Genomic DNA, 23823 nt, shown 5'->3' on the forward strand with positions numbered 1-23823 from the left:
TTCTGCTCGTCGATGAAGGCGACCATCAGCCGTTGCGGGGGTAGAGCTCCCCGACGAAGAAAGTTGTGGCCGCCTTCAGGATCACCACGTCCTCACGCAGCCGACGGTTCTCCGCCCGCAGCCGGCGGATCTCCTCGTTCTTCTCGATCGTGACCCCGGGCGCCTCGCCGCCGTCGATCCCGGCCTGGGCGACCCAGCGCCAAACGACTTCTGCCTACCCCGACCTGCTTGGACACCGTCAGCGCCGGCACGGTATTCGGTCGGGTACTCGGCACGGTGCTACAGCATCAGCCGGACGGCTCGGGCCCTCAGCTTGGGATCCATCTTCTTCGGCACGACATGCGTCCTTCCAACTCAGAAAGATGCGGCACCGAACCAGCCCCTACCTGGTCCACGCGGAGTCTCGATCAGTGCGTGTCTCTGACCCGTCGTCTTCCATCCGGGGAGAGGGCCTCACTGATCCTCGGCGTCGGCCTGAACCCAAGTATATGACCTACAGGTCAAATACTTGCTACGGTGGAGGCATGGGAAGACCGAAGAGCTTCGAACCGGACGCAGTCATCGCGCAGGCGATGGAGACGTTCTGGACCAAGGGCTACACCGACACCTCCCCGGCCGACCTCGTGGAGGCGACCGGGGTGGCCAAGGGCAGCCTGTACCACTCGTTCGGCTCCAAGCGTCAGCTGTTCGACAAGGCGCTGGACCGCTACAGCCTGATGCAGGCCGAGCGGGCCGTGGAGTGCCTGGCGCAGCCGGGCACTGCCAAGGAGCGCATCCGCGCCTACTTCGCGCTGCTGATGGACGCAGACCTGGACGGGCCGGTGCGCCGCGGGTGTCTGGCCCAGAACACGGTCGGCGAGCTCGGGGGGCGTGACGCGGAGGTCACCCGTGCGGTGCACCGCTTGCAGGAGGGTGTGATCGAGCTGTTCGCCGCCCGTATCCAGCAGGGCCAGCGGGACGGTGACGTCGACGAGGACGTCGACGCCCAGGCGCAGGCCATGCTCCTGCAGACCACCCTCGCCGGGCTGCGCGTCATGGCTAGGACGTTCGACCGGCCGGCACTGTACCGGATCATCGACACATCCCTCGCGGGCCTCTGAGACACAACCCTTCGGGCGTCGGGCCTTTTTACGCCCTGATTTTTGACCTTGAGGTCAAGAATGTGTGGTTCTTCACGCCGAGCGTCCGAACCCTGATCAACTTCACAGACCGAACAAATCATGAGAATTCGCACACTTGCGCGTGCTCCTCACTGAAAGGACAAGACCATGGAACTCAACGAGTTTCCCGACGCGACGTACACGAGGACCTGGAGCAACGACCGCGGGGAGGTGCGGTACTTCACTCGCGCCGACGGCTCGCGGCTGCGCTACTACACCGTGGGCACCGGCCCCGCCCTCGTACTGATGCACACCGTGCGCGGCCAGCTGGACTACTTCCAGCGGGTGATTCCGCAGGTGTGGGACCACTACACCGTCTACGCACTGGATCTGCCCGGGATGGGATGGTCCGACATCGCCTTCGGCGCACAGTACGAGGAGCCGCAACTGCGGGCCGCGGTCGTCGAGTTCGTCCGCGGACTGGACCTGCACGACGTCACCCTGTCGGGAGAGTCACTCGGGGGCGCTCTGTCCCTGTCGGCATCGATCGACCTGAAGGACCGGGTCAGCCGGGTCGTGGCGTTCAACAGCTACGACTACCCCGAGGGCGGGAAGCGGGGGAACTGGATCGCCCGCGTGATGATAACCGCGGTGCGGACGCCCGTGCTGGGCCCGCTGTTCGCCACCATCGAGCCGCTGCCCGTCCTGCGGGCCATCCTGCGGGGCGGCTACGTCGACAAGAGCAAGCTGCCCGAGGACTTCCTCGCCGACCTGTCCCGAAGCGGCCGCCGCAAGGGCTACGACAAGGTGTCCCGAGCCGTCTTCCGCAGCCTCGAGGGATTCGACCGGGCCCGCGAGCGATATCCGCGCGTGTCGGCACCCGTCACCCTCGTCTACAGCGAGAACGACTGGTCCCGGCCCGCCGAGCGCGACCGCGTGGCCAACGCGCTGGCGGACGTCCACCGCATCACCGTGCCCCGCACCGGCCACTTCTCCGCCTTGGAGCGCCCAGACGAGATGGCGCGGATCCTGCGCGACGCCGCCTGACCCCAAACGACCGGCACCTCCCGCCCCTCCCGCCCAGACATGAGGAAGCGCCACGACTCAGGCCGTCCCCCACCTCGACTTCGCCGGCATCTACGGGCCAGAAACCATCGAGCGGTTCGGGCCGCTGCCCGGCGGCATGCTCACCGAATGGGCGTCGTGGCGCTGGGTGATGTACGTGAACGCCGCCTTCGCGGCCCTCGCCCTGATCGGTGCATTGCCGCTGCTGGCCAAGCCCGCGACCGCCTAGAAGCCCAACTCAATATTGCGGGCATCGTCGTGGTGAGCGAGGGCCGACCTGCCGTGCTTGACAACTCAGTACAGAACCGCCTAGGTTTCTGACTGTCCAGTACACAACGGTCCTGACCCCACCGGACAGGCTGCGTGCACGCCTGGCGCGATCGAGGGCAACCCATGCCTTTGAACTCCTCCCGCGCCGCCCGGCGTCGCGACGCCGTCCAGGGCCGGCAAGGCCGTTCTGATCCCCGCGATCCTGGCGACGGCGAGTTTCATCGCCGTACGGGATCTGTACATCCCGACCGTCCCAAGCAAACCGGGGCCGGACTCTCCACAACAGCCCAAGACGGTCGCCGACCACATCCTCGGCTTCTGAACGGCTGCCCCCTCAAACCACCCAGAACTCGAAGGGCTGACCGAACCATGACTGACAAGGAAAGGCAGGAGGCCATGGCTGTGGCGACTCCTCCGTACGCGAGCGACGCACTGGCCGAGGGGACCGTCGACGCGGTGGTGATCGGCGGGGGCGCCGCGGGGCTGAACGGTGCACTGATCCTCGCCCGCTCTCGCCGCTCGGTCGTCGTGATCGACAGCGGCTCCCCGCGCAACGCGCCCGCCCAGGCCGTACACGGCCTCCTCGCCCTGGACGGCACCCCGCCGTCCGAGATCCTGGGGCGGGGCCGGGAGCAGGTGCGCCAGTACGGCGGACGCGTCGTGTCCGGCGAGGTGGTCTCGGCCGAGCCTGCCGCCCCGTCGGCGGACGGGGACCTGCGGTTCACCGTCACCCTGGCCGACGGCCGCAGCATCACCGCTCGCCGCATCCTGGTGGCCACCGGCCTGAAGGATGTGCTGCCGGAGGTGCCCGGGCTCGCCGAGCACTGGGGGGACAGTGTGGTGCACTGCCCGTACTGCCACGGCTGGGAGGTGCGCGACGAGCCCATCGGCGTCCTCGCCACCGGCCCGGTCTCCATCGAGCACGCGTATCTGTTCCGCCAGTTGACCGAGGACCTGACCTACTTCACCCACGGCACCGACCTGGATGAGGGCAGCCGCGCCCGCTTCGCCGCCCGCGGCATCCGCGTCATCGACACCCCGGTCACCGAGGTCGTCAACGACACCGGCGGTTCCCTCGCCGGGGTGCGCCTGGCCGACGGGCAGGTCGTGGCCCGCCGCGTCGTCGCGGTCGCCGCGCAGCTGCAGGCCCGCACCAAGGGCCTGGAAGGTCTGGGCCTGCCGGTGCAGGACCTGCCGAAGGGCCGCGGGTTCGCCTCCGGCACGGCCGGCGCCACCGAGGTGCCGGGTGTGTGGGTGGCCGGCAACGCCACCGATCTGGTCGCCCAGGTCGGGGCCTCCGCAGCGGCCGGCGTACTGGCCGGCGCCGACATCAACAGGACGCTGGCCACCGCGGACACCGACGCGGCCCTCCAGGAGATCGCCGAGGCAAGTCCCGAAGCGGCCACACGATGATCTCCAAGCGCTGAGATCTCAGCCCGTCACCCGCCCGCCCCACCGTCACCGGCGAGAAAACCGATCTGCTTTCCCGTCTGGAAACTGATCAGTTCCCAGACGGTTCTCAGTGATGCCCGGCAAGCAGGCAGCAGGAGCGTCGCGCCGAGGTCGGCGCCGCCCTCCTCGACGTCCTCGCCCGCCTCGACGACCCCACATCCTCGGCTTCCTGAACGGCCGACCCACCCCCCACCAGATGGAGGACACAACAGTGTCGGAGCACAATCCCATGGACAAGAACACGACATCGCGACAGCGGGCCCTGGTGGTCGGCCTCGGGATCAGCGGGATCGCCTCCGCGCTGCGACTGCATCGCGCGGGCTGGGACGTGGTGGTGCTGGAGAAGGCCCCCGAGCGGCGCCGCGGTGGATACTTCATCGCCCTGTTCGGGACCGGGCTCGCCGCCGCCGAACGGCTGGGCTTCGCCGATGCGGTGCCGAATCGCTTCGCTCCGGAAGGCGTGAGCTACGACGTTGCCCGCACGGGCCGGCGGCGCCGGGGTGTGGGCTACGCCGATGTGTTCGGCGGGTCTCGCATGGTACTGCGGGGCGACATCGAGGACGCGGCCTTCACCGCCCTGCCCGACGAGGTCGAGATACGGTACTCGACCGTGCCGACCGCGCTGGACCAGGACCTCGACGGGGTGGACGTCGAGATCCGCGACCTGACGACGGAGACGACGACCGTCGAGCGGTTCGACCTGGTGGTCGGGGCAGACGGACTGCGCTCGACGGTGCGCCGGCTTGCGTTCGAGCCCGAGCAGAGCCCGATCCGTCGGCTGAACTACATGATCGCCGTGTACAGACTGCCCGAGCAGATACCCGGCTACCGCCCACAGGATGGGCTGAGCATGATCGAGGCGGGCCGATCGGCGTGGGTGTTCTCGTTCGCCGACCGTCCGCCGTCGGTGATGTTCTCCTACCGCACCGACGACGTGGACGCCGAGTTCACCCGGCCGGCCATCGACTCGCTGCGCGCCGCCTACGGCCCCGAGCCCACCGGCTCCACGCTCGGTTGGCTGCTCGACCAGTTCGAGAAGGCCCCGGACCACCTGTTCGACTCCGCCGAGCAGGTGCACCTCGACCACTGGCACCGCGGCCGAGTCGTGCTCGTCGGCGACGCCGCGTGGTGCCTGACCGTTTACTCCGCCATGGGGGCATCCACCGGCCTGGCCGGGGCGGACCTGCTCGGCACCATGCTGGAACGCCACCCGCACGACGTGCCACGAGCGCTGCAGGACTGGGAGGACCACCTGCGCCCGTTCATCGCCCACCACCTCGGCAGCGCTGTGAGCCAGCGCAATTTCTTCACCCCGGGCAACCGCGCCGAGTTGCTGCTTCGGTCCGTGATGATCCGCCTCGGCCGGCTGCCGATCGTCGGCCGGCTGCTCGCCAGGACGAGGGCCAAGAGTGCGCGGATGAAGAGTCTGGACATCGCCGCCGCTGCAGCGTGACTGGACTCTTCGCGGCAAGTGCTAAACGCCACCGATGCGGTCGCCCAGGTCGGGGCCTCCGCAGCGGCCGGCGCCGACATCAACGGCACGCTGGCCACCGCGGACACCGAGACGGCCACCTGGGCGCGCTTCACCGCCGAGCACGGCGACTCGGCGTACGGACTGTTCTGGTTCGGCGCGCTGCACACCGCGAACTACAGCCTGCTGTCCCCGTATCCGATGGGCTTCTTCGGCGTGCGGACGATCGCCGGGGCGTCCGGGCCGGCGGCCGACTGGCTGGCCGCCGTGCTGTTCGCTCGGTCCGGGATACGACGTCCCCTGGCGCCCGCTCTTATGGCGGCGTTCGGGCTTTGGGTCGACGTAGCGTGGAGCGGCCGACGGGCTCGGCCGTTGTCGCCGCGTGATAGGGGTGCGGTACGAAGGAGGCCTCTCGTCATCGAGCAGACATTGTCGGTCTGAGACGGCCTCATACCTTCTCGCGGCCTGTCCCGAGGAACGCGACCGCGCGGACCGGCCCGACGCGCTGCCCGTCGCACGATCTGGGCTTCCTGCGCGGTCAGTTCGCTGCTGGACTCGACGCTCCGTTTGCGGGCCTCCTCACCGGTGGCCGGTAGTTCACGCGCGGTCCGCCGGGCGAAAGCGTTCATGCCCATTGCGGAGAACGGCTCATGGGCGATACGCAGTTGGGCACGAGCGTCGCGCTGACGCTGCGCACGGCGCAGCCATTCGCCATGGAGGAGATGGGCGCGGCCCAGCCCGCCGCGGATCGGTGTGCGGCTGCGCCGCGCGATCGCCTGTCGGTACTACTCCTCAGCAGCCGCGCCTGAGCTGAGGAGTGGGCAGTGACTCCACAGCAAGGTCGGGAAATTCGGCTTCCAGTTCCGACTCCGACTCGGAACATCACGGTGAAACCGGCCTACACGGATCCTCCCCAGCATGATCTTGCACTCGGAACCCGAGCGGATGACCGTCCATCCTGCTGGAACATGTAGCCCGCTGTGCGATTGAGGCCCTTGAGCGGTTCGCCGTCGATGAGCACCTTGCCCGAGGACGGGTCGCGCAGCCCGGCCACGACGTCAGCACAGTCGACTTCCCGCATCCGGTCGGACCGACCACCGACACGAAACGCCCGGGGCCCGGCGGATCCCCGCGGCCCGTGCTCCATCTGCTCTCTAGGCGGAGGCGGCAGCCACGAAGTACGGAAGGGCGATGAGGAAGCGGTCGGCCTCGGCGCGTCGGCGCTGTTCGGCGAGCCACTCATGGGCCTGGTCACGGCCGACGGCACCGATCGTGCAGGCCGACTCGGCGAGCCCGGTGAGCAGCGACAGCATCGCGGGATCGGTGAACACGCTGGTGTGCACCTCGACGGTGACGTCGTTGAAGCCGCTGTCCAGGAGCAGGTTGCGGTACTGGCGGGCGGCGCGGGGCGTGCCCAGGAGGTCGGCGCGGGCGTGCACGATCGTGCGGGTGAGCGCCGCGTCATCCGAGTCGATCATGATGGCGTCCCAGTCCTGCCCAACCAGGGCGATCCTGCCGCCCGGGCAGAGGACGCGCCGCGCTTCCGCCACCGCACGCCACGGCTCTTGAAGAAAATGGAAGACCTTGTCGGCACGGTAGCCGCGCACACTTCCGTCGGCGAACGGCAGATCCTCCGCCCCCGCTTCCCGGAACTCGGCCCCCGGCCACCGTTTCCGGGCCTCGGCCAGGATCCACGGATCGGGATCCACGCCCACCGCGTGGACGCCACGCTCGGCCAGCTCGGCGACGGCCCGCCCGGCACCGCAGCCGACGTCCACGACATACGAGCCCGGGACAAGAGACAGCAGTTCGTAGGAGCGGGCCCGCAGCAGGCCGGCGCTCGGCATCTGGTCCATCGCGTCGAGGAGGGCCAGCATGGCCTCGGTGCCGCGGTGCTTTTCCACGAAAGGAGTCGTCAGAGCCATGGCCTCCTGCCTTCCCTTGTCAGTCATGGTTCGGTCAACCCTTCGAGTTCTGGGTGGCTGGCGGGGGCAGCCGTACAGGAAGCCCACGATGTGGTCGGCGACCGTCTTGGGCTGTCCGAGGTGCAGGAAGTGGACGGCCTGTGCCGGGTATGACGATGCGTTCGAAGCCGTTCGTGAACAGGTCGTCCATGCTGTCGCTCAACTCCACGGAAAAGCAGTTGTCGTCGGCCCCGTGGATGTAGAGCGACGGGACGGTGATGGCGCCAGACGTGCACGCAGCCTGTCCGGTGAGCCCAGGGCGGTTGTGTACTGAACAGTCAGAAACCTAGGCGTTCTGTACTGAGCTGTCAAGTGCGGTGGGCCGGCCTTACCTTTTCGCCGTGGTCGCGATGGCGGTGGCCGAGTTCGTGCGAGCGTGCCTGCGCGGCGTCGAGGTGGGCCGACCGCCTCGGACGCCTGCACGACGAGGTCGGCCGTGCCCTTGTCAGTGGTGGCGGGGGCGGGGCAGCAGGGCGAACGCGCTTTCTGCTATCGAGGTCAGGCGGTCGGGGCTGTGGCCGTATGCGCCTACGACATCGATGCCGCGGATGATAGCCCGAGGCGCGGAACTGCCGCTCGGCGGCATGCAGGACGTGGTCGCGGTCGAAGCTTCACGGTCTCGCCATGCGTGGAAGGCAAAGCCGACCCGCACTTCTTGACAACTCAGTACGGAACTGCATAGGTTTCCGACTGTTCAGTACACAACCATCCTGAGCTCACGGCCTTGCAGGACGGGTGCGGACCGTGTCGGTCATGCCCACAACCGAAGGAACCGCCATGCAGACAGCTCCCCGAGTGGCCCTCGTGACGGGTGCCTCCTCCGGGATCGGGCGGGCGCCGGCGCTCGCCCTCGTGGGCGCCGGCTTCGCGGTGGTCGGCACGAGCCGCAACGCGGCCGAGCCGATCGCCGGGGTGACGTTCCTCGATCTCGACGTGGCCGACGACAACTCGGTCCGCTCCCTGGTCGGGGAGGTGATCGACGAGCTTCGCGAACACTGCATCCGGATGCTGCTGGTCGAACCGGCCTACACCAGCACAAGTTTCGAGGCGAGCAGCATGGCACCCGACTCGCCCCTGCCGATCTTCGAAGGCCAAGTCCCGGGCTGGTCCGCCGACTTCGGCGCCTGGGCCGCCGATGCCCTCGCGCGCGGCGCTGTGGACGAACTCGCCGCGTTCCGGACGGGGGCGCCCGGTGTGCCGTACGCCCATCCGACCGTCGACCGCTACATCCCGCCGTTCATCACCCTGGGCGCCGCCGCGCACCCCGACCGGTCGGTGCGGACCACCGTGGAGGGGTACACGGTCGGCTTCTCCAAGCGCTCGTTCCAGACGGCCGTGTGACACCGAGCGCCGTGTGACACCGACGGCCGTGTGACGACAACACCGAATCAGATCGCCTTCATTGGGGAAAAGAACATGACCGAAGCCACAGACCGGATCATCGACGCCCTGCGCAGCGGGCACGACCACCTCGCCGCCGTGGTGCGCAGACTCACCGCGGCCAATCTCACCCGCCCGTCCGGCGCGTCGGAGTGGGACGTCTCCCAGGTGCTCGGCCATCTGGGCAGCGGCGCCGAAATAGGCCTGGCCGCACTGGAGGGCGCGACGGGCGGTACGGGTGCCCCCGACGGCGACTTCAACAAGTCGGTGTGGGCCCGCTGGGACGCGATGACCCCGGCCGAGCGCGCCGAAGGCTTCGTCACCGCCGACCAGGCGCTGGTCGAACGCTACGAGGGCCTCGACGCGGGGGCCCGCAGCGACCTCCGGATCGACCTCGGCTTCCTGCCCGCGCCGGTGGACGTCGCGACCGCGGCGGGGCTCCGGCTCGGTGAGCTCGCCCACCACTCGTGGGACGTCGAGGCGGCCTTCGACCCGTCGACGACCCTGGCGTCCGCCGCGACCGGGCCGCTCCTCGACCAGGCCGGCATGATGCTGGGCTTCATCGGCAAGGCGGACGCCCTGGAGAACCGCCCCGTCGCCGTCGCGGTGCACACCACCGAACCCGAGCGCACCTTCGGTCTCTCGGTCGGCGAGACGGTCGCGCTCACCGGCGAACCCGAGAACGCCGACGCCGTGCTGACGGCTCCCGCCGAGTGGTGGCTGCGACTCGTCACCGGCCGGCACGCCCCCGCCCACACCCCGCCCTCCGTGACCCTCACCGGCGACACCGTCACCCTCGACGACCTGCGCAGGGTCTTCCCCGGGTTCTGAGCCCGGCGGCGAGGCAACGGGCACGGGCACACGCCCCAGCCCGCGCGTTTCACTCGGGGTCGTGTCCGGATCATGAGCGACACAGCGAAAGTGCCTTCTGAGCTGGGACGACAGGGCTTGCACAAGGCTTCTGTCGTCTCGCGGGGGAAGGCACTTTCCGCGTGCACACCACCGGGTCACGTCCCCGACTCGTCGTCTCGGCCGACGGTCGCGGGGTGGTCAGCCATACCGGATCCCGTCTGCCGGCCGATCCAGCCAAAATCACCGGGCGGCCAGTGCCTTCACCAGCGCGTTGCGTCGGCTGCGGCCGCGCGGCACGGCACGCCCCCGGCCGGGTGGCGGTCGACCTGGCCGTGATGCTCGCCGACGGCGGCGAGACCATCACTGACCTCGCTGTCCTGCGTGACCAGCGCGAGGTGTTCGGCCCGGTCGCCGCCACACCCACCGCCTGGCGTCTTCTCGCCGACATCGGTCCTCTCGACGCCCCCCTGGTCACCAGCCACTCCGAGAAGGAGCAGGCAGTCGCCGCCTGCAAGCGCGGCTTCGGCTACTACCCGCTGCTGTGCTTCCTGCACCACATCCGGGCCCTGCCCGACCGGGTCTGGCACCCGGCCCTGGAACAGGACGGATCCCTGCGCGACGGAGCAGCGGCCGCCGAGCTGACCGGCATGATCGACCTCACCGGCTACCCCGACGGCACCCGCGTCATCGTGCGGCGTGAGCGTCCGCATCCCGGTGCCCGGCTGTCCCTGTTCGACTTCGACGAAGGCATGCGCACCTGGTCTTTCTCACCGACACCTCGGTCACGGGTGGGGGAACCGCGCAACGCCTGGAGGCCCGCTACCGCACGCATGCCCGCGTGGAGGAGCGCATCCGCCTGCTCGTCTGGACCCAGGCCCTGCTGCTGGACGGCGAGTTGGCCACCGCCGAGCCGAAGAAGCTCCGCTACCGGCTGCTGCGCGCCGCCGCCCGCATCACCCGCGGAGGCCGCCGACTCTGCCTCCGGATCTCCGCTACCTGGCGTTGGCGACCCGAGCTGACCAGCGCATTCATCGATTAACGCCACGCTGCGAGTAGCCGCACTCGCCGTCGCCGCCTCCGGCTCCCCCGAGCGCGAACCGAACGGTCACACCACGCGGCACTCCACTCTGGCGACCAGGGGTTGACAGAACAAGGCTCTGACCAGCCTCTTTACAGAAGTTCTTCCGCCTGGCAGAAGCCGTCTTGCCGAGCCGATGCAAGCCTCACGACCCTGTTTCCAACCACGGCACGCGGGGCGACGACGCCCCGCCGACAGGGACGGGAACCTTCATGCCGCACATGACCGCCTTCGCCAGGAACCAGTGGTACGTCGCCGCCTACAGCCATGAGGTGGGACGGGAGCTGCTCGGCAGGACGATCCTCGGTGAGACCCTCGTGCTGTACCGCACGGAGGAGGAGGGGACGCCGGTCGTGCTGCACGACCGCTGTGTGCACCGCCGGTACCCGCTGTCCGAGGCGCCGACCCGGCTCGACGGTGACCGGATCGTGTGCGGGTACCACGGGTTCACGTACGACACGACCGGTACCTGTGTGTACGTGCCGGGGCAGAAGCGCGTGCCGCGCACGGCGCGGGTCGCCTCGTACCCCGTCGTGGAGCAGGACTCCCTGATCTGGGTGTGGATCGGCGACCCGGCGCTCGCCGATCCGCAGGGCATCCCGCGGGCCAGGCACCTCGACTCCCCCGGCTGGGTCACCGTGCGCGGCATGGAGCCGATCGACTGCGACTACGGCCTCCTCGTCGACAACCTCCTCGACCTGTCCCACGAGACCTACCTGCACGGCGGCTACATCGGCACCCCCGAGGTCGCCGAGACCCCGATCACCACGGAGGTCGACGAGGGCGCCGGCATCGTCCGGGTGAGCCGGCACATGGACGACGCCGAGTGTCCGCCGTTCTACGCCAGGTCCACCGGCATCGAGGGCCGGATCACCCGCTGGCAGGACATCGAGTACCACGCCCCCTGCCTCTATCTGCTGCACAGCCGGATCGCCCCGGTCGGTGTGCTGCCCGAGGCGGACGGCAGCGACCCGAACGGCTTCCACACCGAGATCACGTACGCCATCACCCCGTCCGGCGACGGCAAGGTGTACGACTTCTGGGCGGTCTCCCGGGACTGGGCGACGGACGACGCCGAGGTCACCGAGTTCCTGCGGGGCAACAACCACACCGTCGTGATGCAGGACGTCACCGCCCTCAACCTGCTCCAGCGGACCCTCGGCAGTGAGCGCACCGGCTACCAGGAGCTGAGCATCAACATCGACACCGGCGGTCTGGCCGCCCGCCGTATCCTCGCCCGGCTGGTCGAGGAGGGCGACAAGCCCGTGGAGAAGGTCCTGTGAGCGGCAGCCCCACCGGAGAGATCTACCGCATCGACTGGCTGCCGGGCACCGACGTCCTGCACGGCACCTGTCACTGCGGACGCGAGCACACCTCGCAGGACCCGATCGAGATGTGGGAGTGGATGCTGGCCCATCCACAAGGACACCAGCCGCAGGGCCACGAGCCGCGAGGGAACAGCTCATGACCGTGTACGAGGCCGAACTCGTCGTCGAGCGCAGGGAGTCGGCGGCCGACGGCGTGCTCGCCCTCACCCTGCGCCACCCGCTCGGCGAGCCGCTCCCGGGGTGGGAGCCCGGGGCCCATGTCGACGTGGTCCTCGGTCCTGCGCTGGAGCGGCAGTACTCGCTGTGCGGTGATCCGGCCGACCGGGACACCTGGCGGATCGCCGTCCTGCGGGAGCCGGAGGGGCGGGGCGGATCCGCCCATGTGCACGAGCAGTTGGGGCAGGGCGACAAGGTGCGGGTCCGCGGACCGCGCAACCACTTCGCCCTGCGGCCGGCGCCCCGCTACCGCTTCATCGCGGGCGGCATCGGCATCACGCCGATCCTGCCGATGCTGGCGGCGGCGGAGGCCGCGGGCGCGGAGTGGAGCCTGCTGTACGGCGGGCGGTCCCGCGGCTCCATGGCGTTCACCGAGGAGTTGAGCCGCTACGGCGACGACCGTGTCACCGTCGCGCCGCAGGACGAGACCGGTCTGCTCGACCTCGCCCCGGTGCTCGACGACGTCCCCGAGGGCACCCTCGTCTACTGCTGCGGGCCCGGGCCGCTGCTCGACGCGGTGGAGGCGCGCTGCCCGGCCGGGCTGCTGCATGTGGAGCGGTTCGCGCCGAAGGAGCAGGAGGGCGGCGAGAAGACGGAGTTCGAGGTCGAGCTGGCGCAGAGCGGCCGGACGGTCTCCGTGCCCGCGGACGTGTCCGTGCTGGACGCCGTGCGCGCCGCCGGTGTCGAGGTGCTGTTCTCCTGCACCGAGGGCACCTGCGGAACCTGCGAGACCGACGTCCTCGACGGCACCCCGGACCATCGGGACTCCGTGCTCACGGCCGAGGAGCAGGAGAGCGGCGAGACGATGATGATCTGTGTGTCCCGCTGCCGTGGGAAGCGGCTCGTGCTGGACCTGTGATCCTGACGTCGGCCTCGATCCGGGCCACCGCCGCCAGCAGATGCGGCAGCAGGTCGGCACGGATCGAGTCCACCGAGGTACGGCCGGCGTGCACCGCGATGTTCACGCCGGCCACCACCTCGCCGTCCGGTTCCCGCACCGGGGCGGCCACCGACCGGAGCCCCTCCTCCAACTCCTGGTCGACGATGGCGTATCCCTGCCGCCGGACCCGCGCCAGTTCCGCCCGCAGCGCGTCCGGCGAGGTGATCGTGCGGGCCGTCAGCTGCATCAACTCGGCCTCCGCCAGCTGGAGTTCGGCCTCGTCCTGCGGCAGATGGGCGAGGATCACCCGGCCCACCGAGGTCACGTACGCCGGGAACCGGGTGCCCACCGTGATGGCCGCCGTCATGATGCGCCGGGTCGGGACCCGCGCCACGTACACGATGTCCTCGCCGTCCAGGACGCACAGCGACGACGACTCCCGTACCTGCGCCACGAGTTGTTCGAGATGCGGCTCGGCGATCTGGGGCAGGGTGACGCTGGAGAGGTAGGAGTAGCCGAGCTCCAGCACGCGCGGGGTGAGGCGGAAGAGGCGGCCGTCCTGGTGGACGTAGCCGAGGTCGACGAGGGTGAGCAGCAGCCGGCGGGCGGCGGCGCGGGTCAGCTCGCAGGTCTGGGCGACCTCGCTGAGGGTGCGCACGGGGTGGTCGGCGTCGAAGGAGCGGAGCACGGCGAGGCCGCGCTCGAAGGACCTCACGAAGTGCGGTGCGCGGTCTCCCGGAAGCATCGCCACCTCCAATAGTGTCAACAATGTTGTCGGCGAACTCATTGACCCTGGACCGGTTGAGACTTCTACCTTCCCGCTGAGCGTTCCCGCGCACTACTGTGCGCCTTGCGCACAACCTGTCGGAACACCGCTGCACCGTTGTCTGTACAGGAGGAGCCAATGCGTCGTCTGTCGGCCGGTCTCACCGCCGGCGTCCTGCTGCTCGTCGCGACGGCCTGTGGCTCGTCCGACGGCGGTTCGCCGGACGCGGGCGCGTCGTCCGGCGGCGTCACCACCGTCAAAGTCGGCCTCATCCCGATCGTCGATGTCGCGCCGCTGTATCTCGGCCAGAAGCAGGGCTTCTTCGAGAAGCAGGGCCTGAAGCTGGAGTTCACCACCGCGCAGGGCGGCGCGGCGATCGTGCCGGGGGTGGCGAGCGGGCAGTTCCAGTTCGGGTTCAGCAATGTGACGTCCCTGATGGTCGCCCAGTCCAACGGCGTTCCGGTGAAGGCGGTCGCCAACGGCATCGCGTCGACCGGCGTGGCGGGCGAGGACTTCGGCGCCCTCATGGTCAAGAAGGGCAGCCCCCTCAAGTCCCCGAAGGAGCTGGAGGGCAGGAAGGTCGCCATCAACACGCTGAAGAACATCAACGAGACCGCCGTCCGCGAGTCCGTGCGCAAGGCCGGCGGTGATCCGGACAAGGTGGACTTCGTCGAGCTGGCCTTCGACCAGATGCCGGCCGCCCTCGACCAGGGACAGATCGACGCCGCCATGGTGGTGGAGCCGGCGACCGCCACCATCAAGAGCCAGGGCGGCGTGGAGATCGCCTCACCCCTGGTGGACGTCGCCCCGAACCTCACCGTGGCCATGTACTTCGCGTCCACGCAGTACGCGAAGCAGAACCCGGAAGTGGTGAAGAAGTTCCAGGACGCCACCGCCGAGTCCCTCGCCTACGCCGACGCCCACCCGGACGAGGCCCGCCAGATCATCACGACGTACACGAAGATCCCGGCGGACGTGCTGGCGAAGGTCACCCTGCCGAAGTGGCCCGCGGAGGCGAACCGGTCCTCCATCGAGGCTCTGATGAAGCTCGGCGAGACGGACGGCCTCTTCAAGAAGACGCCCGACCTGGACGCGCTCCTGCCGTGAAGGGCGGGAACGTCGCACTCGGTGCGGCCGGGCTCGCGGCCTTCCTCGCCCTGGGCGAGGCGGCGCCGCGGCTCGGCCTGGTCAAGGAGGCCTACGTCCCGCCGACGAGCCGGATCGCCGAAGCGCTCCTGGACGAGGCCGCCGACGCCGCCTTCTGGAGCGCCCTCGGCGACACGCTCACCGGCTGGGCGCTGGGCCTCGCCCTCGCGGTCTGCGCCGGCGTCGTCGTGGGCGTGACCGTCTCGGTCGTGCCGTACCTGCGCGAGGCGACGGCCTCCACGATCGAGTTCCTGCGCCCCATTCCCTCCGTGGCACTGATCCCGCTGGCGGTACTGCTCTACGGCACCGAGCTGAAGTCGGTGCTCCTGCTGGTGGTGTACGCCTCCTTCTGGCAGGTGCTGATCCAGACCCTCTACGGCGTCCAGGACGTCGACCCGGTCGCCGAGGAGACGGCACGCAGTTACGGCCTCGGCACCTGGGCGCGCGTCCGCCATGTGCTGTGGCCGACGGCCCTGCCGTACGTCATGACCGGGGTGCGGCTGGCCGCGGCGGTGGCGCTGATCCTCGCGATCACCGCCGAACTCGTCATCGGCGCCCCCGGGTTGGGCCGGCAGATCGCGGTCGCGCAGACCTCGCAGGCGGTGCCGGAGATGTACGCGCTGATCGTGGTCGCCGGGCTGCTGGGGCTGCTCATCAACGTCGGCGCCCGGACGGTGGAGCGGCGGGCGCTCTCCTGGCACCAGTCGGTGCGCGGGGAGGTGGCGGTGTGATCGGACGCCTGCTGCTGAGACTGCTCTTCGTCGTCGCGCTGCCCGCGGTGCTGGTCGCCGTGTGGTGGGCGGCGTCGAGCGGCAGCACGGACCCGTTCTGGCCGCCGCTGCGGACGATCCTCGACACCTTCCCGGACGTCTGGACGGCCGACCGGCTGCGCACGGACGTCGTACCGAGTCTCCTGCGTCTTCTGGGCGGCTACACGCTGGCCGCCGTGGTCGGGGTCGCGCTCGGCACGGTCATCGGCTCCTACCGCCGGGTACGTGCGGTGTGCGAGCCGGTCCTGGAGTTCCTGCGGGCCGTGCCGCCGCCCGTCCTGGTCCCGGTCATCATGCTGTTCGCGGGCATCGGCGACACCATGAAGATCGTCGTCATCGCGAGCGGCTGCGTCTGGCCGATCCTGCTCAACACCGTGGAGGGCGTGCGCGCGGTCGACTCGGTGATGCTGGAGACGGCCCGCTCCTACGGTGTCACCGGGGTCGCCCGGCTGCGCCATCTGGTGCTGCGCTCGGCGAGCCCGCAGATCTTCGCCGGACTGCGCCAGGCCCTGTCCATCGGCATCATCCTCATGGTCATCAGCGAGATGTTCGCCGCGAACAACGGCATCGGATTCACCGTCGTCCAGTTCCAACGCAGCTTCGCCGTCCCCGACATGTGGACCGGCATCCTCGTCCTCGGTCTGCTCGGCTTCCTGCTGTCCGTCGTCTTCCAGCTGGTCGAGCGCCGGGTGCTCGGCTGGTACCGGGGTCTGCGCGCGACCACCCGGCGGTCCTGAGTGAACTGAAGTGAAGGGGCGGGTCATGCTCGACGTACGCGGCCTGAAGAAGGTCTACGAGGGTTCCGGACGACGCGTGGAGGCGGTGCGCGACCTCACCTTCACCGTCGACGCGGGCGAACTGGTCTGTCTCGTCGGCCCGTCGGGCTGCGGCAAGACGACCCTGCTGAAGTGCATGGGAGGGCTGCTCACACCCACGAGCGGCGAAGTCCTCCTGGAGGGACGGAAGGTGAACGGCCCGCCGCCCGGCATGGCGTTCGTCTTCCAGGAGTACGGACGCAGCCTGTTCCCCTGGATGCGGGTCGGCGAGAACGTCGAACTCCCCTTGAAACAGAAGGACTTGAGCAAGACCCGGCGCCGGGAGCTGGTGCGCGACGCGCTGGCGTCGGTCGGGCTGACCGACGCCGTGGGGGCGTATCCGTGGCAGCTGTCCGGCGGTATGCAGCAGCGCGTCGCCATCGCCCGCGCGCTCGCGTACGAGCCCCGGGTGCTGCTGATGGACGAACCGTTCGCGGCCGTGGACGCGCAGACGCGGGCCGATCTGGAGGACCTCGTCCGGGGGCTGTGGCGGGAACGCGGCATCACGATCCTGTTCGTCACCCACGACATCGACGAGGCCGTGTACCTGGGCGAACGGGTCCTCGTCCTGTCCGCCTCCCCCACCGTCGTCCAGGAACAGCTGAAGGTCGACCTGCCCGCCGAGCGCGACCAGCTGCACACCCGCGTCGACCCGCGCTTCGCCGAGCTGCGCACCCATGTGTACGAGCAGATCCAGGCGGCGAAGCGCGGGGTCGTACCGGAGGCGGTCACGAAGTCGGATACACCTCCACCTCACTGAACTGACCGGCCGGCCACCCGGTGTTGGCGCTGACGGACAGCCGTAGATGGCGCAGGCTCGTCCCGGCGGGCAGGGAGACGGTGGCCGTGTTGCCGGGGGCCGGGTCGAAGCGGTAGCCGGTGGCGCCGACGACCGTCGAGTACGTGGAGCCGTCGGTTCCGCCCAGCACGGTGACGGTCTGGGTGCGCGCGCCCCAGGCCGGGGAAGGTGGCAGCTTCAGCACCAGGCGGCGTACCGTCTCCGTCGAGCCGAGGTCGACCGTCAGCGCCTGCGGGAAGGCGTTGTTCGTGGACTCCCAGTAGGTGCTGGCGTCACCGTCGACCGCCTTGCCGGGGATGTAGACGTCCTGCGATCCGGTGGCGGTGGTCGGCCGGCCCTTGGCGAGGTTGCGGCCCGGATCCGGGTCGGGGTTGCCCTGGCCGGGCTGCGGCCAGGTGGAGCAGTCGGACCAGGTGCCGCTCCAGCCGGAGTTGCCGCCGCCGTCGGCGACGGTGAAGGTGCCGGAGCCCGCCGGGTAGGGGCAGTTGTAGACGCCCGCCGCGCCGACGCCGGTCGCCGTGACGTCGCGGAAGGTGGCGGCCCCCTGCGTCTCGGCCTGGACGACGACCGTACCGGTGTTGCGCACGGTGGCGCCGTCGACGGTGATGAAGTGCCAGCCGCCCTGGTTCTGGGCGCTGTAGTCGGCGTAGCCGACGGTACCGTCGCCGAGACCGGCGATCTTCTCGGCGGCGGCGCGCAGTTCGGCCCAGGTGGTCGGGGGCTTCTCTGGGTCGAGGCCCGCCTTTTGGAAGAGCTTCCTGTTGTAGATCAGGCCCATCGAGTAGCCGGTGCGCGGGATGCCGTAGATCCTGCCGTCGACGGTGTAGATGTCACGCAGCCGCTGCTGGATGGTCTCGTAGCTCTTCAACTCCTTGACGTACGGCGTGAGATCGGCGGCCTGGTCGATGTCGACGACGTGCCGGGCGTCGGTGAAGTACGTGTAGAAGACGTCCTCCATCTGTCCGCCGGCGAGCTTGGCGTCGAAGGTCTTCGGGTCCTGGCAGGGGAAGGCGTCATGGGCGACGACGTCGATGTCCGGGTTCTGCTTCTCGAAGGCGGCGACGTCCTGCTCGAAGAACCGCCGGTCGACCTTGGCGCTCTTGGGCGGCATGCAGTTGACCGTGATACGGGTCTTGCCGCTCGCGGAGTCGTCGCTCGACCCGCAGGCGGAGACGGCGAGAGCCAAGGAGCAGACGCTGAGCGCGGCAAAGGCGTGGCGGAACCCGGTGCTTCTCATCGGTGGACCCCTCTGGGCAGGAGCGGTGGGCGCCGCACACTCAAGCACCGGCGACATCCAACCGCAAGATGTCGCGCGAAGTTCGCAATTTTTGAACAGCTGAGAGGATCTCAGGAACGCGGCGCCTGCGCGGTCGACCCGCGCACCACCAGTTCCGGCTCGAAGAGCAGTTCCTCGGCGGCTACCGCACTGCCCGCGATCTGCGCGTTCAGCAGTTCCACCGCCGCCCTGCCCATGGCCTCGATGGGCTGTCGGACGGTGGTGAGCGGAGGCTCGGTGCAGTTCATGAACGCCGAGTCGTCGTACCCGACCACCGAGATCTGCGACGGGACGCCGAGCCCCTTGCGTCGGGCGGCCCTGATGGCGCCGAGCGCCAGTGGGTCGCTCGCGCAGATGATGCCGGTGACACCGCGGTCGATCAGCCGGGAGGCGGCGGCGTGTCCGCCCTCGATCGAGAAGATGGCCCGCGCCACCCGCTCCTCGGGCAGGTCGCCGGCCACGCTCCGCGCGGCGGCCAGCTTGCGCGCCGACGGCATGTGGTCGGCCGGCCCGAGCACGAGCCCGATGCGCTCGTGCCCCAGCGAGGCCAGGTGCCGCCAGGCCTGCTCCACGGCGACGGCGTCGTCGCAGGACACGGCGGGGAAGCCCAGGTGCTCGATGGCCGCGTTGACCAGCACCACCGGGATGTTGCGGTCGGCGAGCTCCTGGTAGTGGTCGTGCGGGGCGTCGGCCTGGGCGTACAGCCCGCCGGCGAAGACGACTCCGGAGACCTGCTGCTGCAGCAGCAACGCGACGCAGTCGGCCTCGGACACCCCGCCCTTGGTCTGGGTGCACAGCACCGGTGTGAGCCCGAGCTGGGCGAGGGCGCCGCCGATGACCTCGGCGAACGCGGGGAAGATCGGGTTCTGGAGCTCGGGGAGCACGAGGCCGACGAGGCGGGCGCGTTCGCCGCGCAGCTGCGTGGGCCGCTCGTAGCCGAGGACGTCCAGGGCGGAGAGCACCGCCTGCCGGGTGGCCTCGGAGACGCCGGGCTTGTCGTTGAGCACCCGGCTGACCGTGGCCTCGCTGACCCCGACCTTCTTCGCCACTTCAGCAAGTCGTCGCGTCATGGGCGCAAGAATAGCGCAAGGAATGCAAGCGGCTTGCGTCGCTCTGCTGACGGGGCGCCGTCGGCGACCTGAACGCCGACGGTGCCCCGTTCAGTTCCCGGGGGTCGGCACCACGCGCAGATGGGCGGCGCCACGGCGCGCCGCACGTGCCCGGGGCCGGTCGCGGCGCACCTCGCGCAGCACCAGCGTCAGCCGGGTGTACCCCATCTCCCGCAGGGTCGGGGGCGTCTCGTCGACGACCCGGCAGTCGGTGGCGCCCCAGCGCGGATCCGGGTGCAGCAGCGGACGTACGGCACCGTCCTGGGCGACCGCCCGCTCGCCGACCGCGCGGATCCAGTGCGGCAGGCCCTGCCGGTAGGCGGCCTCCATGAGGGGGTCCTGGGCGATCTCCCGGCGGATGGCCTGGAGGCCGTGGTCATGGCCGTGCGACTCCACGGCGGCGGCGAAGTGGGCCAGCATCGGCAGGCACCAGCCGGCCTCGTGGTCGCCGAGGACCGTGCTCGCGTCCGGGTGGAAGAGGACGAACCTGAGGAAGTTGTCGGCGGGCATCGCCGTGGGATGCGGGCCCACGCCTCGGAAAAGTGACGCGAAAGCGGTGTTCGCCAGAACGACGTCCCAGCGGTGGTCGACGACGACGGACGGGAAGGGCACGGCCTCCACGAGGGTGGCGTAGTCCCGTAGGTACGCCTCGGCCTCGGGCCGCTCGGGGACGGACCGCGGTACGGACCGCTGTCCACCTGCCTGATATGCCATCGGGAGGTCACCCCTCTTGCCTATGCGGCCTTCACGCGGCGCCTTGATCCTGCTGCCCGTGCCGGAGCCGTGTCAACTATCGTGGCATTTCGTGCCGGTTGACGGCTGAAATTGGACACAGTTGTGGCGAGACCTGGATGTGAGTTCGAACTACCCGGTAATCTCCGTCGAGTTCACGGCAACCGCTTGTGAGAAGCCTGTGAGAGACCTAGGAGATCTGTCGGTGACGGATGGCATCGAGGGTCCGGGCGCCACGCCGACGGCTGAGCTGCCGGCCGTCGTCGCTCGTGTCACCGCGCTCGCCGACCGGCTCGGCGTGCCGCACGCGGAGGTCTTCGACACCGGCCGTCTGTCCGTCGCCTCCGGCGTCCCGGTACCCGTGGTCAAGGCCCTGCTGAGCGGCCGCCCCGCGGGGGAGCCCGACGTGCAGGCCCGGTTCCTCCAGCGCCTCGACCTCGTGCGGCGCACCCGCCTCAAGCCGAACGGCCGCAAGTACACCCAGCAGGAGATCGCCGACGGCGCGGGCATGTCACGGCAGCAGGCGGGCGCCCTGATCAACGGCGACCGGCGCCCCACGATGGAGCACTGCGACGCCATCCAGCGCTTCTTCCGCGTCCACGCCGGATTCCTCACGGCCGAGGACCCCGAGGCGCTCGCGGGCGCGCTCCAGCGCACCGAGCAGGACCTGCTCCAGAAGCTCGCCGAGCGCGAGGCGGCCCAGGCCGCCGAGGATCCGCTGGAGAGACTCCTCCAGGACCACGGGGTGCGCGGCATCGCCTGGCGGGCCGCCCAACTGCCCACCGACCAGCATCGCGACAAGGTCGCGGAGTGGCTGGACATGCTCCTGGAGAGCGTCAAGCGGCCCGAGTCGTGATCCGCGGAGAACGGGAGACCAGTGGGCATCGGTAGGGAAATGCGCCGCCTGTGCGGCGAGTTGGTCGCGGAGCTGGCGCTTTCGACGCCCGCGCCGCCGGAGAAGCTGTACCGCGCGCTGTGCGACGCGATGAGCAGACGCCGCGGCCGCCCCGTCCACTTCCGTACGGCCGCCTTCCCGCCCGGTACCGCCAGCGGACTGTGGCTCGACATGGCCGACCAGGACCTCGTGGTGATCGAGGAACGCACCGCGCCCGACCACCAGCTGGTGATCCTCGGCCACGAGCTGTGGCACATGAAGGCCGGTCACGGCAGCCACAGCGTCGAGGGCGCCACCGTGGCGGCCCGGCTCCTCCACGACGACGCCGACTTACGGTCGACGGTGCTGAAGGTCGCCGCCCGCGACCACTTCGACCAGGCCGAGGAGAAGGAGGCCGAGAGTTTCGGCCTGCTGCTCGCCAGCAAGTGCCGTACCTGGCTGGCGGTTTCCTCGGCCCGTGGACAGCGTGACCATCTGGCCGGGCGGATCGAGGCGTCACTGGGCTACCTGGGGCCACAGGGCTGACCCACCGCCCTGTTGAGGATGGATTGTCAGTGGTGGACGGCAAGCTGGTGGTACGCCCTCATGTGCGGGGCGTGACGCGACGACGCCGACCCGGGGAGAGCCGACCGATGCCCACCGCCGTACTGACCGACCGCGAGCGCACCGCCGTCCAGGCCTATCTGCGGCTGTTGCACACCGTACGGGCCGCGTTCGACGGTCCTCCCGGGGGCGGCCGACCACCCGTCGTGCCGCCCGCCGTCCTCGCCGAGGCGGAACAGGCCCTGGCGGACGCGGGGCTGACGGGCAACGAGGAGGAGTTCTTCCGGATGCTCCGCAGCTGGTGTCCGGGCGAGCCGTAGCGGCCGGCGCGCCGGACCCGGGGGGGCTCAGGTGTGCGGCACGCTCACCGCTGTCGCCACCAGCCCCCGCTGGACGGTCCACCGTCCCTCGAACCCGTCGAGCTGCCGGTCGCCGACCCATGGACCCGGCACGAGCAGCCGGGCGCGGAAACCGCCGCCGCGCTGTTCACCGGGGTCGGTGAGGATCTCGATGTCGGCCTCGGTGAAGTCCAGCCACTTTCCGGTGAGCGGGAACCACGCCTTGTAGACGGACTCCTTGGCGCTGAACAGCAGCCGGTCCCAGTGGATGTCCGGGTTCTCGCCGGACAGCCGGCGCAGCCGCTCCGCCTCCGCGGGCAGGGCGACGGCGGGCAGGACGCCGTCCGGGAGGGTCTGGTGGGGTTCGGCGTCGATGCCGAGGGAGGCCAGGTCGGCGGCGCGGACCAGTGCGGCACCGCAGTAGCCGTCGCAGTGGGTCATGCTGCCGGTCAGGCCCTTCGGCCAGGTCGGGGCGCCGCGTTCGCCGGGCAGGATCGGCTGGGGCGGCACGCCGAGCTTGTCCATGGCGCGGCGCGCACAGGAGCGGACGACGGCGAACTCCCGACGCCGTTTGCCGACCGCCCGGGCGACGACCGCCTCCTCCTCGGGGTACAGGGCCGTGTTGGCGGGCTCCTCGTCGCCGTACGCCTCGACGGTGACGACCGAGGCCGGCAGCAGTTCCTCGATCAACGGGACCCGTCCTCCCTGGGCAGAATCCGGCGCAGCCGCCCGGGCGGGTCCGGTCGCTTGCGCCACTCGCGGGGGTAGCCCACCGACACCTCCTCGAAGCGGACGCCCTCGTGCCAGGTGGTCCGCGGGATGTGCAGGTGGCCGTAGACCATGGTCTCGACCCGGAACCTGCGGTGCCAGTCCGCGGTGCGCCGGGTGCCGCACCACATGGCGAACTCGGGGTACCACAGGACGTCGGTGGGGTGCCGGTCCAGCGGGTAGTGGTTGACGAGGACGGTGGGCAGGTCCTCGGGCAGTGCGGCGAGCCGGCGCTCGGTCTCGGCGACCCGGGCCTCGCACCAGGCCTCACGGGACGGGTAGGGGTCGGGGTGCAGCAGGTACTCGTCGTTGCACACGACCCCGGTGCCGTGGGCGTACTTCAGCCCCTCCTCCTTGGTGGTGCAGCCGGAGGGCAGGAACGAGTAGTCGTACAGCAGGAAGAGCGGGGCCACGGCGACCGGGCCGCCGGGGCCGTCCCAGACGGGGTAGGGGTCCTCGGGGGTCGTCACCCCCAGCTCCCGGCACATCTCGACCAGATGCTCGTAGCGGGCGACGCCGCGCAGGGTGACGGTGTCCTTCGGGTGGGTCCACAGTTCGTGGTTGCCCGGGACCCAGACGACCTTGCGGAAGCGGCCGGCGAGCGTCTGGAGGGCCCAGCGGATGTCGGCCACGGTCTCCGCGACGTCACCGGCGACGAGCAGCCAGTCGTCGTCGGAGTCCGGCCGCATCTTCTCGACCAGGGCGCGGTTCTCGTCGTACCCGATGTGCAGGTCACTGATGGCCAGCAGTTGCCCGGCACCGCCGACCGTCGACGTCACCCCTCGCCCCTTTCGATCACACGAACGACAC

25 protein-coding genes and 2 pseudogenes are annotated in these 23823 nt (G+C 70.1%); 19 read left to right on the forward strand and 8 right to left on the reverse strand.

Translation table 11 applies throughout. From position 1 onward, the window contains the following. Positions 1-524: 524 nt before the first annotated feature. The 6 genes from ACFZBP_RS01185 to ACFZBP_RS01210 all read left to right on the forward strand — a co-directional run bounded on the left by ACFZBP_RS01185 (position 525) and on the right by ACFZBP_RS01210 (position 6167). Complete coding sequence (locus ACFZBP_RS01185) at positions 525-1100, forward strand: TetR family transcriptional regulator C-terminal domain-containing protein (RefSeq protein ID WP_391409218.1); 576 nt, start codon at positions 525-527, stop codon at positions 1098-1100. A gap of 168 nt (positions 1101-1268) precedes the next feature. Next, complete coding sequence (locus ACFZBP_RS01190) at positions 1269-2147, forward strand: alpha/beta fold hydrolase (protein ID WP_391409219.1); 879 nt, start codon at positions 1269-1271, stop codon at positions 2145-2147. Between the two features lie 684 nt (positions 2148-2831). Then, positions 2832-3848, forward strand: coding sequence for an FAD-dependent oxidoreductase (locus ACFZBP_RS01195; RefSeq protein WP_391410308.1), 1017 nt, complete (start codon positions 2832-2834; stop codon positions 3846-3848). Between the two features lie 268 nt (positions 3849-4116). Continuing rightward, positions 4117-5340 carry an FAD-dependent monooxygenase gene (locus ACFZBP_RS01200; RefSeq protein ID WP_391409220.1) on the forward strand — a complete coding sequence of 408 codons (1224 nt, stop codon included), beginning with the start codon at positions 4117-4119 and terminating at the stop codon, positions 5338-5340. An 18-nt stretch (positions 5341-5358) separates the two neighbouring features. Next, a complete protein-coding gene (locus ACFZBP_RS01205) occupies positions 5359-5799 on the forward strand; it encodes a hypothetical protein (protein ID WP_391409221.1) in 441 nt (146 codons plus the stop codon). 209 nt (positions 5800-6008) lie between these two features. Then, positions 6009-6167, forward strand: a complete 159-nt coding sequence (locus ACFZBP_RS01210) for a hypothetical protein (protein WP_391409222.1) — start codon at positions 6009-6011, stop codon at positions 6165-6167. A 146-nt stretch (positions 6168-6313) separates the two neighbouring features. Here ACFZBP_RS01210 and ACFZBP_RS01215 read toward each other — a convergent pair. Together ACFZBP_RS01215 and ACFZBP_RS01220 are read right to left on the reverse strand one after the other, a co-directional pair. Continuing rightward, a pseudogene (locus tag ACFZBP_RS01215) lies at positions 6314-6477 on the reverse strand (ATP-binding cassette domain-containing protein); the annotation flags it as partial. 35 nt (positions 6478-6512) lie between these two features. Continuing rightward, positions 6513-7235 (reverse strand): methyltransferase domain-containing protein, encoded by a 723-nt coding sequence (locus tag ACFZBP_RS01220; RefSeq protein ID WP_391410310.1) that lies wholly within the window; start codon positions 7233-7235, stop codon positions 6513-6515. A gap of 864 nt (positions 7236-8099) precedes the next feature. Here ACFZBP_RS01220 and ACFZBP_RS01225 point away from each other — a divergent pair. From ACFZBP_RS01225 to ACFZBP_RS01250, 6 genes and pseudogenes are all read left to right on the forward strand, one after another. Continuing rightward, positions 8100-8663, forward strand: a complete 564-nt coding sequence (locus tag ACFZBP_RS01225) for an SDR family NAD(P)-dependent oxidoreductase (RefSeq protein WP_391409223.1) — start codon at positions 8100-8102, stop codon at positions 8661-8663. 75 nt (positions 8664-8738) lie between these two features. Continuing rightward, positions 8739-9533, forward strand: coding sequence for a maleylpyruvate isomerase family mycothiol-dependent enzyme (locus ACFZBP_RS01230; protein ID WP_391409225.1), 795 nt, complete (start codon positions 8739-8741; stop codon positions 9531-9533). A gap of 161 nt (positions 9534-9694) precedes the next feature. Next, positions 9695-10491, forward strand: a pseudogene (locus ACFZBP_RS01235) (hypothetical protein); the annotation flags it as partial. 353 nt (positions 10492-10844) lie between these two features. Further along, entirely contained in the window at positions 10845-11915 is a 1071-nt protein-coding gene (locus tag ACFZBP_RS01240; RefSeq protein WP_391409226.1) for a Rieske 2Fe-2S domain-containing protein, read from the forward strand. Further along, entirely contained in the window at positions 11912-12100 is a 189-nt protein-coding gene (locus tag ACFZBP_RS01245) for a hypothetical protein (RefSeq protein WP_383453320.1), read from the forward strand. Before ACFZBP_RS01240 ends, ACFZBP_RS01245 begins: the two co-directional genes overlap by 4 nt. After that, complete coding sequence (locus ACFZBP_RS01250; RefSeq protein ID WP_391409227.1) at positions 12097-13035, forward strand: 2Fe-2S iron-sulfur cluster-binding protein; 939 nt, start codon at positions 12097-12099, stop codon at positions 13033-13035. The genes ACFZBP_RS01245 and ACFZBP_RS01250 overlap by 4 nt, the downstream gene beginning before the upstream one ends. Here the strand turns inward: ACFZBP_RS01250 and ACFZBP_RS01255 are convergent. Continuing rightward, positions 12950-13801, reverse strand: coding sequence for an IclR family transcriptional regulator C-terminal domain-containing protein (locus ACFZBP_RS01255; RefSeq protein WP_391410312.1), 852 nt, complete (start codon positions 13799-13801; stop codon positions 12950-12952). The genes ACFZBP_RS01250 and ACFZBP_RS01255 overlap by 86 nt on opposite strands. Before the next feature lie 159 nt (positions 13802-13960). On the opposite strand from ACFZBP_RS01255, the gene ACFZBP_RS01260 reads away from it, so the two are divergent. The 4 genes from ACFZBP_RS01260 to ACFZBP_RS01275 are packed head-to-tail and all read left to right on the forward strand — an operon-like array spanning position 13961 to position 17313. After that, positions 13961-14929 carry an ABC transporter substrate-binding protein gene (locus ACFZBP_RS01260; protein WP_391409228.1) on the forward strand — a complete coding sequence of 323 codons (969 nt, stop codon included), beginning with the start codon at positions 13961-13963 and terminating at the stop codon, positions 14927-14929. Next, positions 14926-15699, forward strand: coding sequence for an ABC transporter permease subunit (locus ACFZBP_RS01265; RefSeq protein WP_391409229.1), 774 nt, complete (start codon positions 14926-14928; stop codon positions 15697-15699). Before ACFZBP_RS01260 ends, ACFZBP_RS01265 begins: the two co-directional genes overlap by 4 nt. Further along, the gene (locus ACFZBP_RS01270; RefSeq protein ID WP_391410314.1) at positions 15699-16475 is read left to right on the forward strand and encodes an ABC transporter permease subunit; all 777 of its coding nucleotides are present in this window, start codon (positions 15699-15701) and stop codon (positions 16473-16475) included. Before ACFZBP_RS01265 ends, ACFZBP_RS01270 begins: the two co-directional genes overlap by 1 nt. Positions 16476-16500: 25 nt before the next feature. Beyond that, on the forward strand, positions 16501-17313 hold the full coding sequence (locus ACFZBP_RS01275) for an ATP-binding cassette domain-containing protein (RefSeq protein ID WP_391409230.1): 813 nt from the start codon (positions 16501-16503) through the stop codon (positions 17311-17313). Here ACFZBP_RS01275 and ACFZBP_RS01280 read toward each other — a convergent pair. The 3 genes from ACFZBP_RS01280 to ACFZBP_RS01290 all read right to left on the reverse strand — a co-directional run bounded on the left by ACFZBP_RS01280 (position 17282) and on the right by ACFZBP_RS01290 (position 20451). Further along, entirely contained in the window at positions 17282-18589 is a 1308-nt protein-coding gene (locus tag ACFZBP_RS01280; RefSeq protein ID WP_391409231.1) for an extracellular solute-binding protein, read from the reverse strand. The two genes, ACFZBP_RS01275 and ACFZBP_RS01280, sit on opposite strands and share 32 nt — an antisense overlap. A 110-nt stretch (positions 18590-18699) precedes the next feature. Beyond that, positions 18700-19698 carry a substrate-binding domain-containing protein gene (locus tag ACFZBP_RS01285; protein WP_391409232.1) on the reverse strand — a complete coding sequence of 333 codons (999 nt, stop codon included), beginning with the start codon at positions 19696-19698 and terminating at the stop codon, positions 18700-18702. A gap of 90 nt (positions 19699-19788) precedes the next feature. Next, positions 19789-20451 (reverse strand): hypothetical protein, encoded by a 663-nt coding sequence (locus ACFZBP_RS01290; protein WP_383453298.1) that lies wholly within the window; start codon positions 20449-20451, stop codon positions 19789-19791. Positions 20452-20674: 223 nt separating this feature from the next. Here ACFZBP_RS01290 and ACFZBP_RS01295 point away from each other — a divergent pair, with 223 nt between their 5' ends. From ACFZBP_RS01295 to ACFZBP_RS01305, 3 genes are all read left to right on the forward strand, one after another. Further along, positions 20675-21325 (forward strand): helix-turn-helix domain-containing protein, encoded by a 651-nt coding sequence (locus ACFZBP_RS01295; protein WP_391409233.1) that lies wholly within the window; start codon positions 20675-20677, stop codon positions 21323-21325. 39 nt (positions 21326-21364) lie between these two features. Further along, entirely contained in the window at positions 21365-21889 is a 525-nt protein-coding gene (locus tag ACFZBP_RS01300) for a toxin-antitoxin system, toxin component (RefSeq protein WP_391409234.1), read from the forward strand. A 107-nt stretch (positions 21890-21996) separates the two neighbouring features. Next, positions 21997-22227, forward strand: coding sequence for a hypothetical protein (locus ACFZBP_RS01305; RefSeq protein WP_383453294.1), 231 nt, complete (start codon positions 21997-21999; stop codon positions 22225-22227). Between the two features lie 27 nt (positions 22228-22254). Here ACFZBP_RS01305 and ACFZBP_RS01310 read toward each other — a convergent pair whose 3' ends face one another. Beyond that, positions 22255-22935: a 4'-phosphopantetheinyl transferase gene (locus ACFZBP_RS01310; RefSeq protein WP_383453292.1), complete on the reverse strand. Its 681-nt coding sequence runs from the start codon at positions 22933-22935 to the stop codon at positions 22255-22257. After that, the gene (locus tag ACFZBP_RS01315; RefSeq protein ID WP_391409235.1) at positions 22932-23792 is read right to left on the reverse strand and encodes a metallophosphoesterase; all 861 of its coding nucleotides are present in this window, start codon (positions 23790-23792) and stop codon (positions 22932-22934) included. The genes ACFZBP_RS01310 and ACFZBP_RS01315 overlap by 4 nt, the downstream gene beginning before the upstream one ends. Positions 23793-23823: the final 31 nt, after the last annotated feature.

The sequence above is a fragment of the Streptomyces sp. NPDC008086 genome (assembly GCF_042957325.1).
In the GTDB taxonomy this organism is placed as follows: Bacteria; Actinomycetota; Actinomycetes; order Streptomycetales; family Streptomycetaceae; genus Streptomyces.

What these genes read in the sequence shown, in the direction of transcription:
- ACFZBP_RS01195 (WP_391410308.1), top strand. Translation starts at nt 2,832, where the DNA reads ATGGCTGTGGCGACTCCTCCGTACGCGAGCGACGCACTGGCCGAGGGG.
- ACFZBP_RS01230 (WP_391409225.1), top strand. Translation starts at nt 8,739, where the DNA reads ATGACCGAAGCCACAGACCGGATCATCGACGCCCTGCGCAGCGGGCAC.
- ACFZBP_RS01190 (WP_391409219.1), top strand. Translation starts at nt 1,269, where the DNA reads ATGGAACTCAACGAGTTTCCCGACGCGACGTACACGAGGACCTGGAGC.
- ACFZBP_RS01275 (WP_391409230.1), top strand. Translation starts at nt 16,501, where the DNA reads ATGCTCGACGTACGCGGCCTGAAGAAGGTCTACGAGGGTTCCGGACGA.
- ACFZBP_RS01200 (WP_391409220.1), top strand. Translation starts at nt 4,117, where the DNA reads ATGGACAAGAACACGACATCGCGACAGCGGGCCCTGGTGGTCGGCCTC.
- ACFZBP_RS01255 (WP_391410312.1), bottom strand. Translation starts at nt 13,801, where the DNA reads ATGCTTCCGGGAGACCGCGCACCGCACTTCGTGAGGTCCTTCGAGCGC.
- ACFZBP_RS01290 (WP_383453298.1), bottom strand. Translation starts at nt 20,451, where the DNA reads ATGGCATATCAGGCAGGTGGACAGCGGTCCGTACCGCGGTCCGTCCCC.
- ACFZBP_RS01250 (WP_391409227.1), top strand. Translation starts at nt 12,097, where the DNA reads ATGACCGTGTACGAGGCCGAACTCGTCGTCGAGCGCAGGGAGTCGGCG.
- ACFZBP_RS01305 (WP_383453294.1), top strand. Translation starts at nt 21,997, where the DNA reads ATGCCCACCGCCGTACTGACCGACCGCGAGCGCACCGCCGTCCAGGCC.
- ACFZBP_RS01285 (WP_391409232.1), bottom strand. Translation starts at nt 19,698, where the DNA reads ATGACGCGACGACTTGCTGAAGTGGCGAAGAAGGTCGGGGTCAGCGAG.
- ACFZBP_RS01225 (WP_391409223.1), top strand. Translation starts at nt 8,100, where the DNA reads ATGCAGACAGCTCCCCGAGTGGCCCTCGTGACGGGTGCCTCCTCCGGG.
- ACFZBP_RS01260 (WP_391409228.1), top strand. Translation starts at nt 13,961, where the DNA reads ATGCGTCGTCTGTCGGCCGGTCTCACCGCCGGCGTCCTGCTGCTCGTC.
- ACFZBP_RS01185 (WP_391409218.1), top strand. Translation starts at nt 525, where the DNA reads ATGGGAAGACCGAAGAGCTTCGAACCGGACGCAGTCATCGCGCAGGCG.
- ACFZBP_RS01300 (WP_391409234.1), top strand. Translation starts at nt 21,365, where the DNA reads ATGCGCCGCCTGTGCGGCGAGTTGGTCGCGGAGCTGGCGCTTTCGACG.
- ACFZBP_RS01280 (WP_391409231.1), bottom strand. Translation starts at nt 18,589, where the DNA reads ATGAGAAGCACCGGGTTCCGCCACGCCTTTGCCGCGCTCAGCGTCTGC.
- ACFZBP_RS01240 (WP_391409226.1), top strand. Translation starts at nt 10,845, where the DNA reads ATGCCGCACATGACCGCCTTCGCCAGGAACCAGTGGTACGTCGCCGCC.
- ACFZBP_RS01210 (WP_391409222.1), top strand. Translation starts at nt 6,009, where the DNA reads ATGGGCGATACGCAGTTGGGCACGAGCGTCGCGCTGACGCTGCGCACG.
- ACFZBP_RS01220 (WP_391410310.1), bottom strand. Translation starts at nt 7,235, where the DNA reads ATGCTGGCCCTCCTCGACGCGATGGACCAGATGCCGAGCGCCGGCCTG.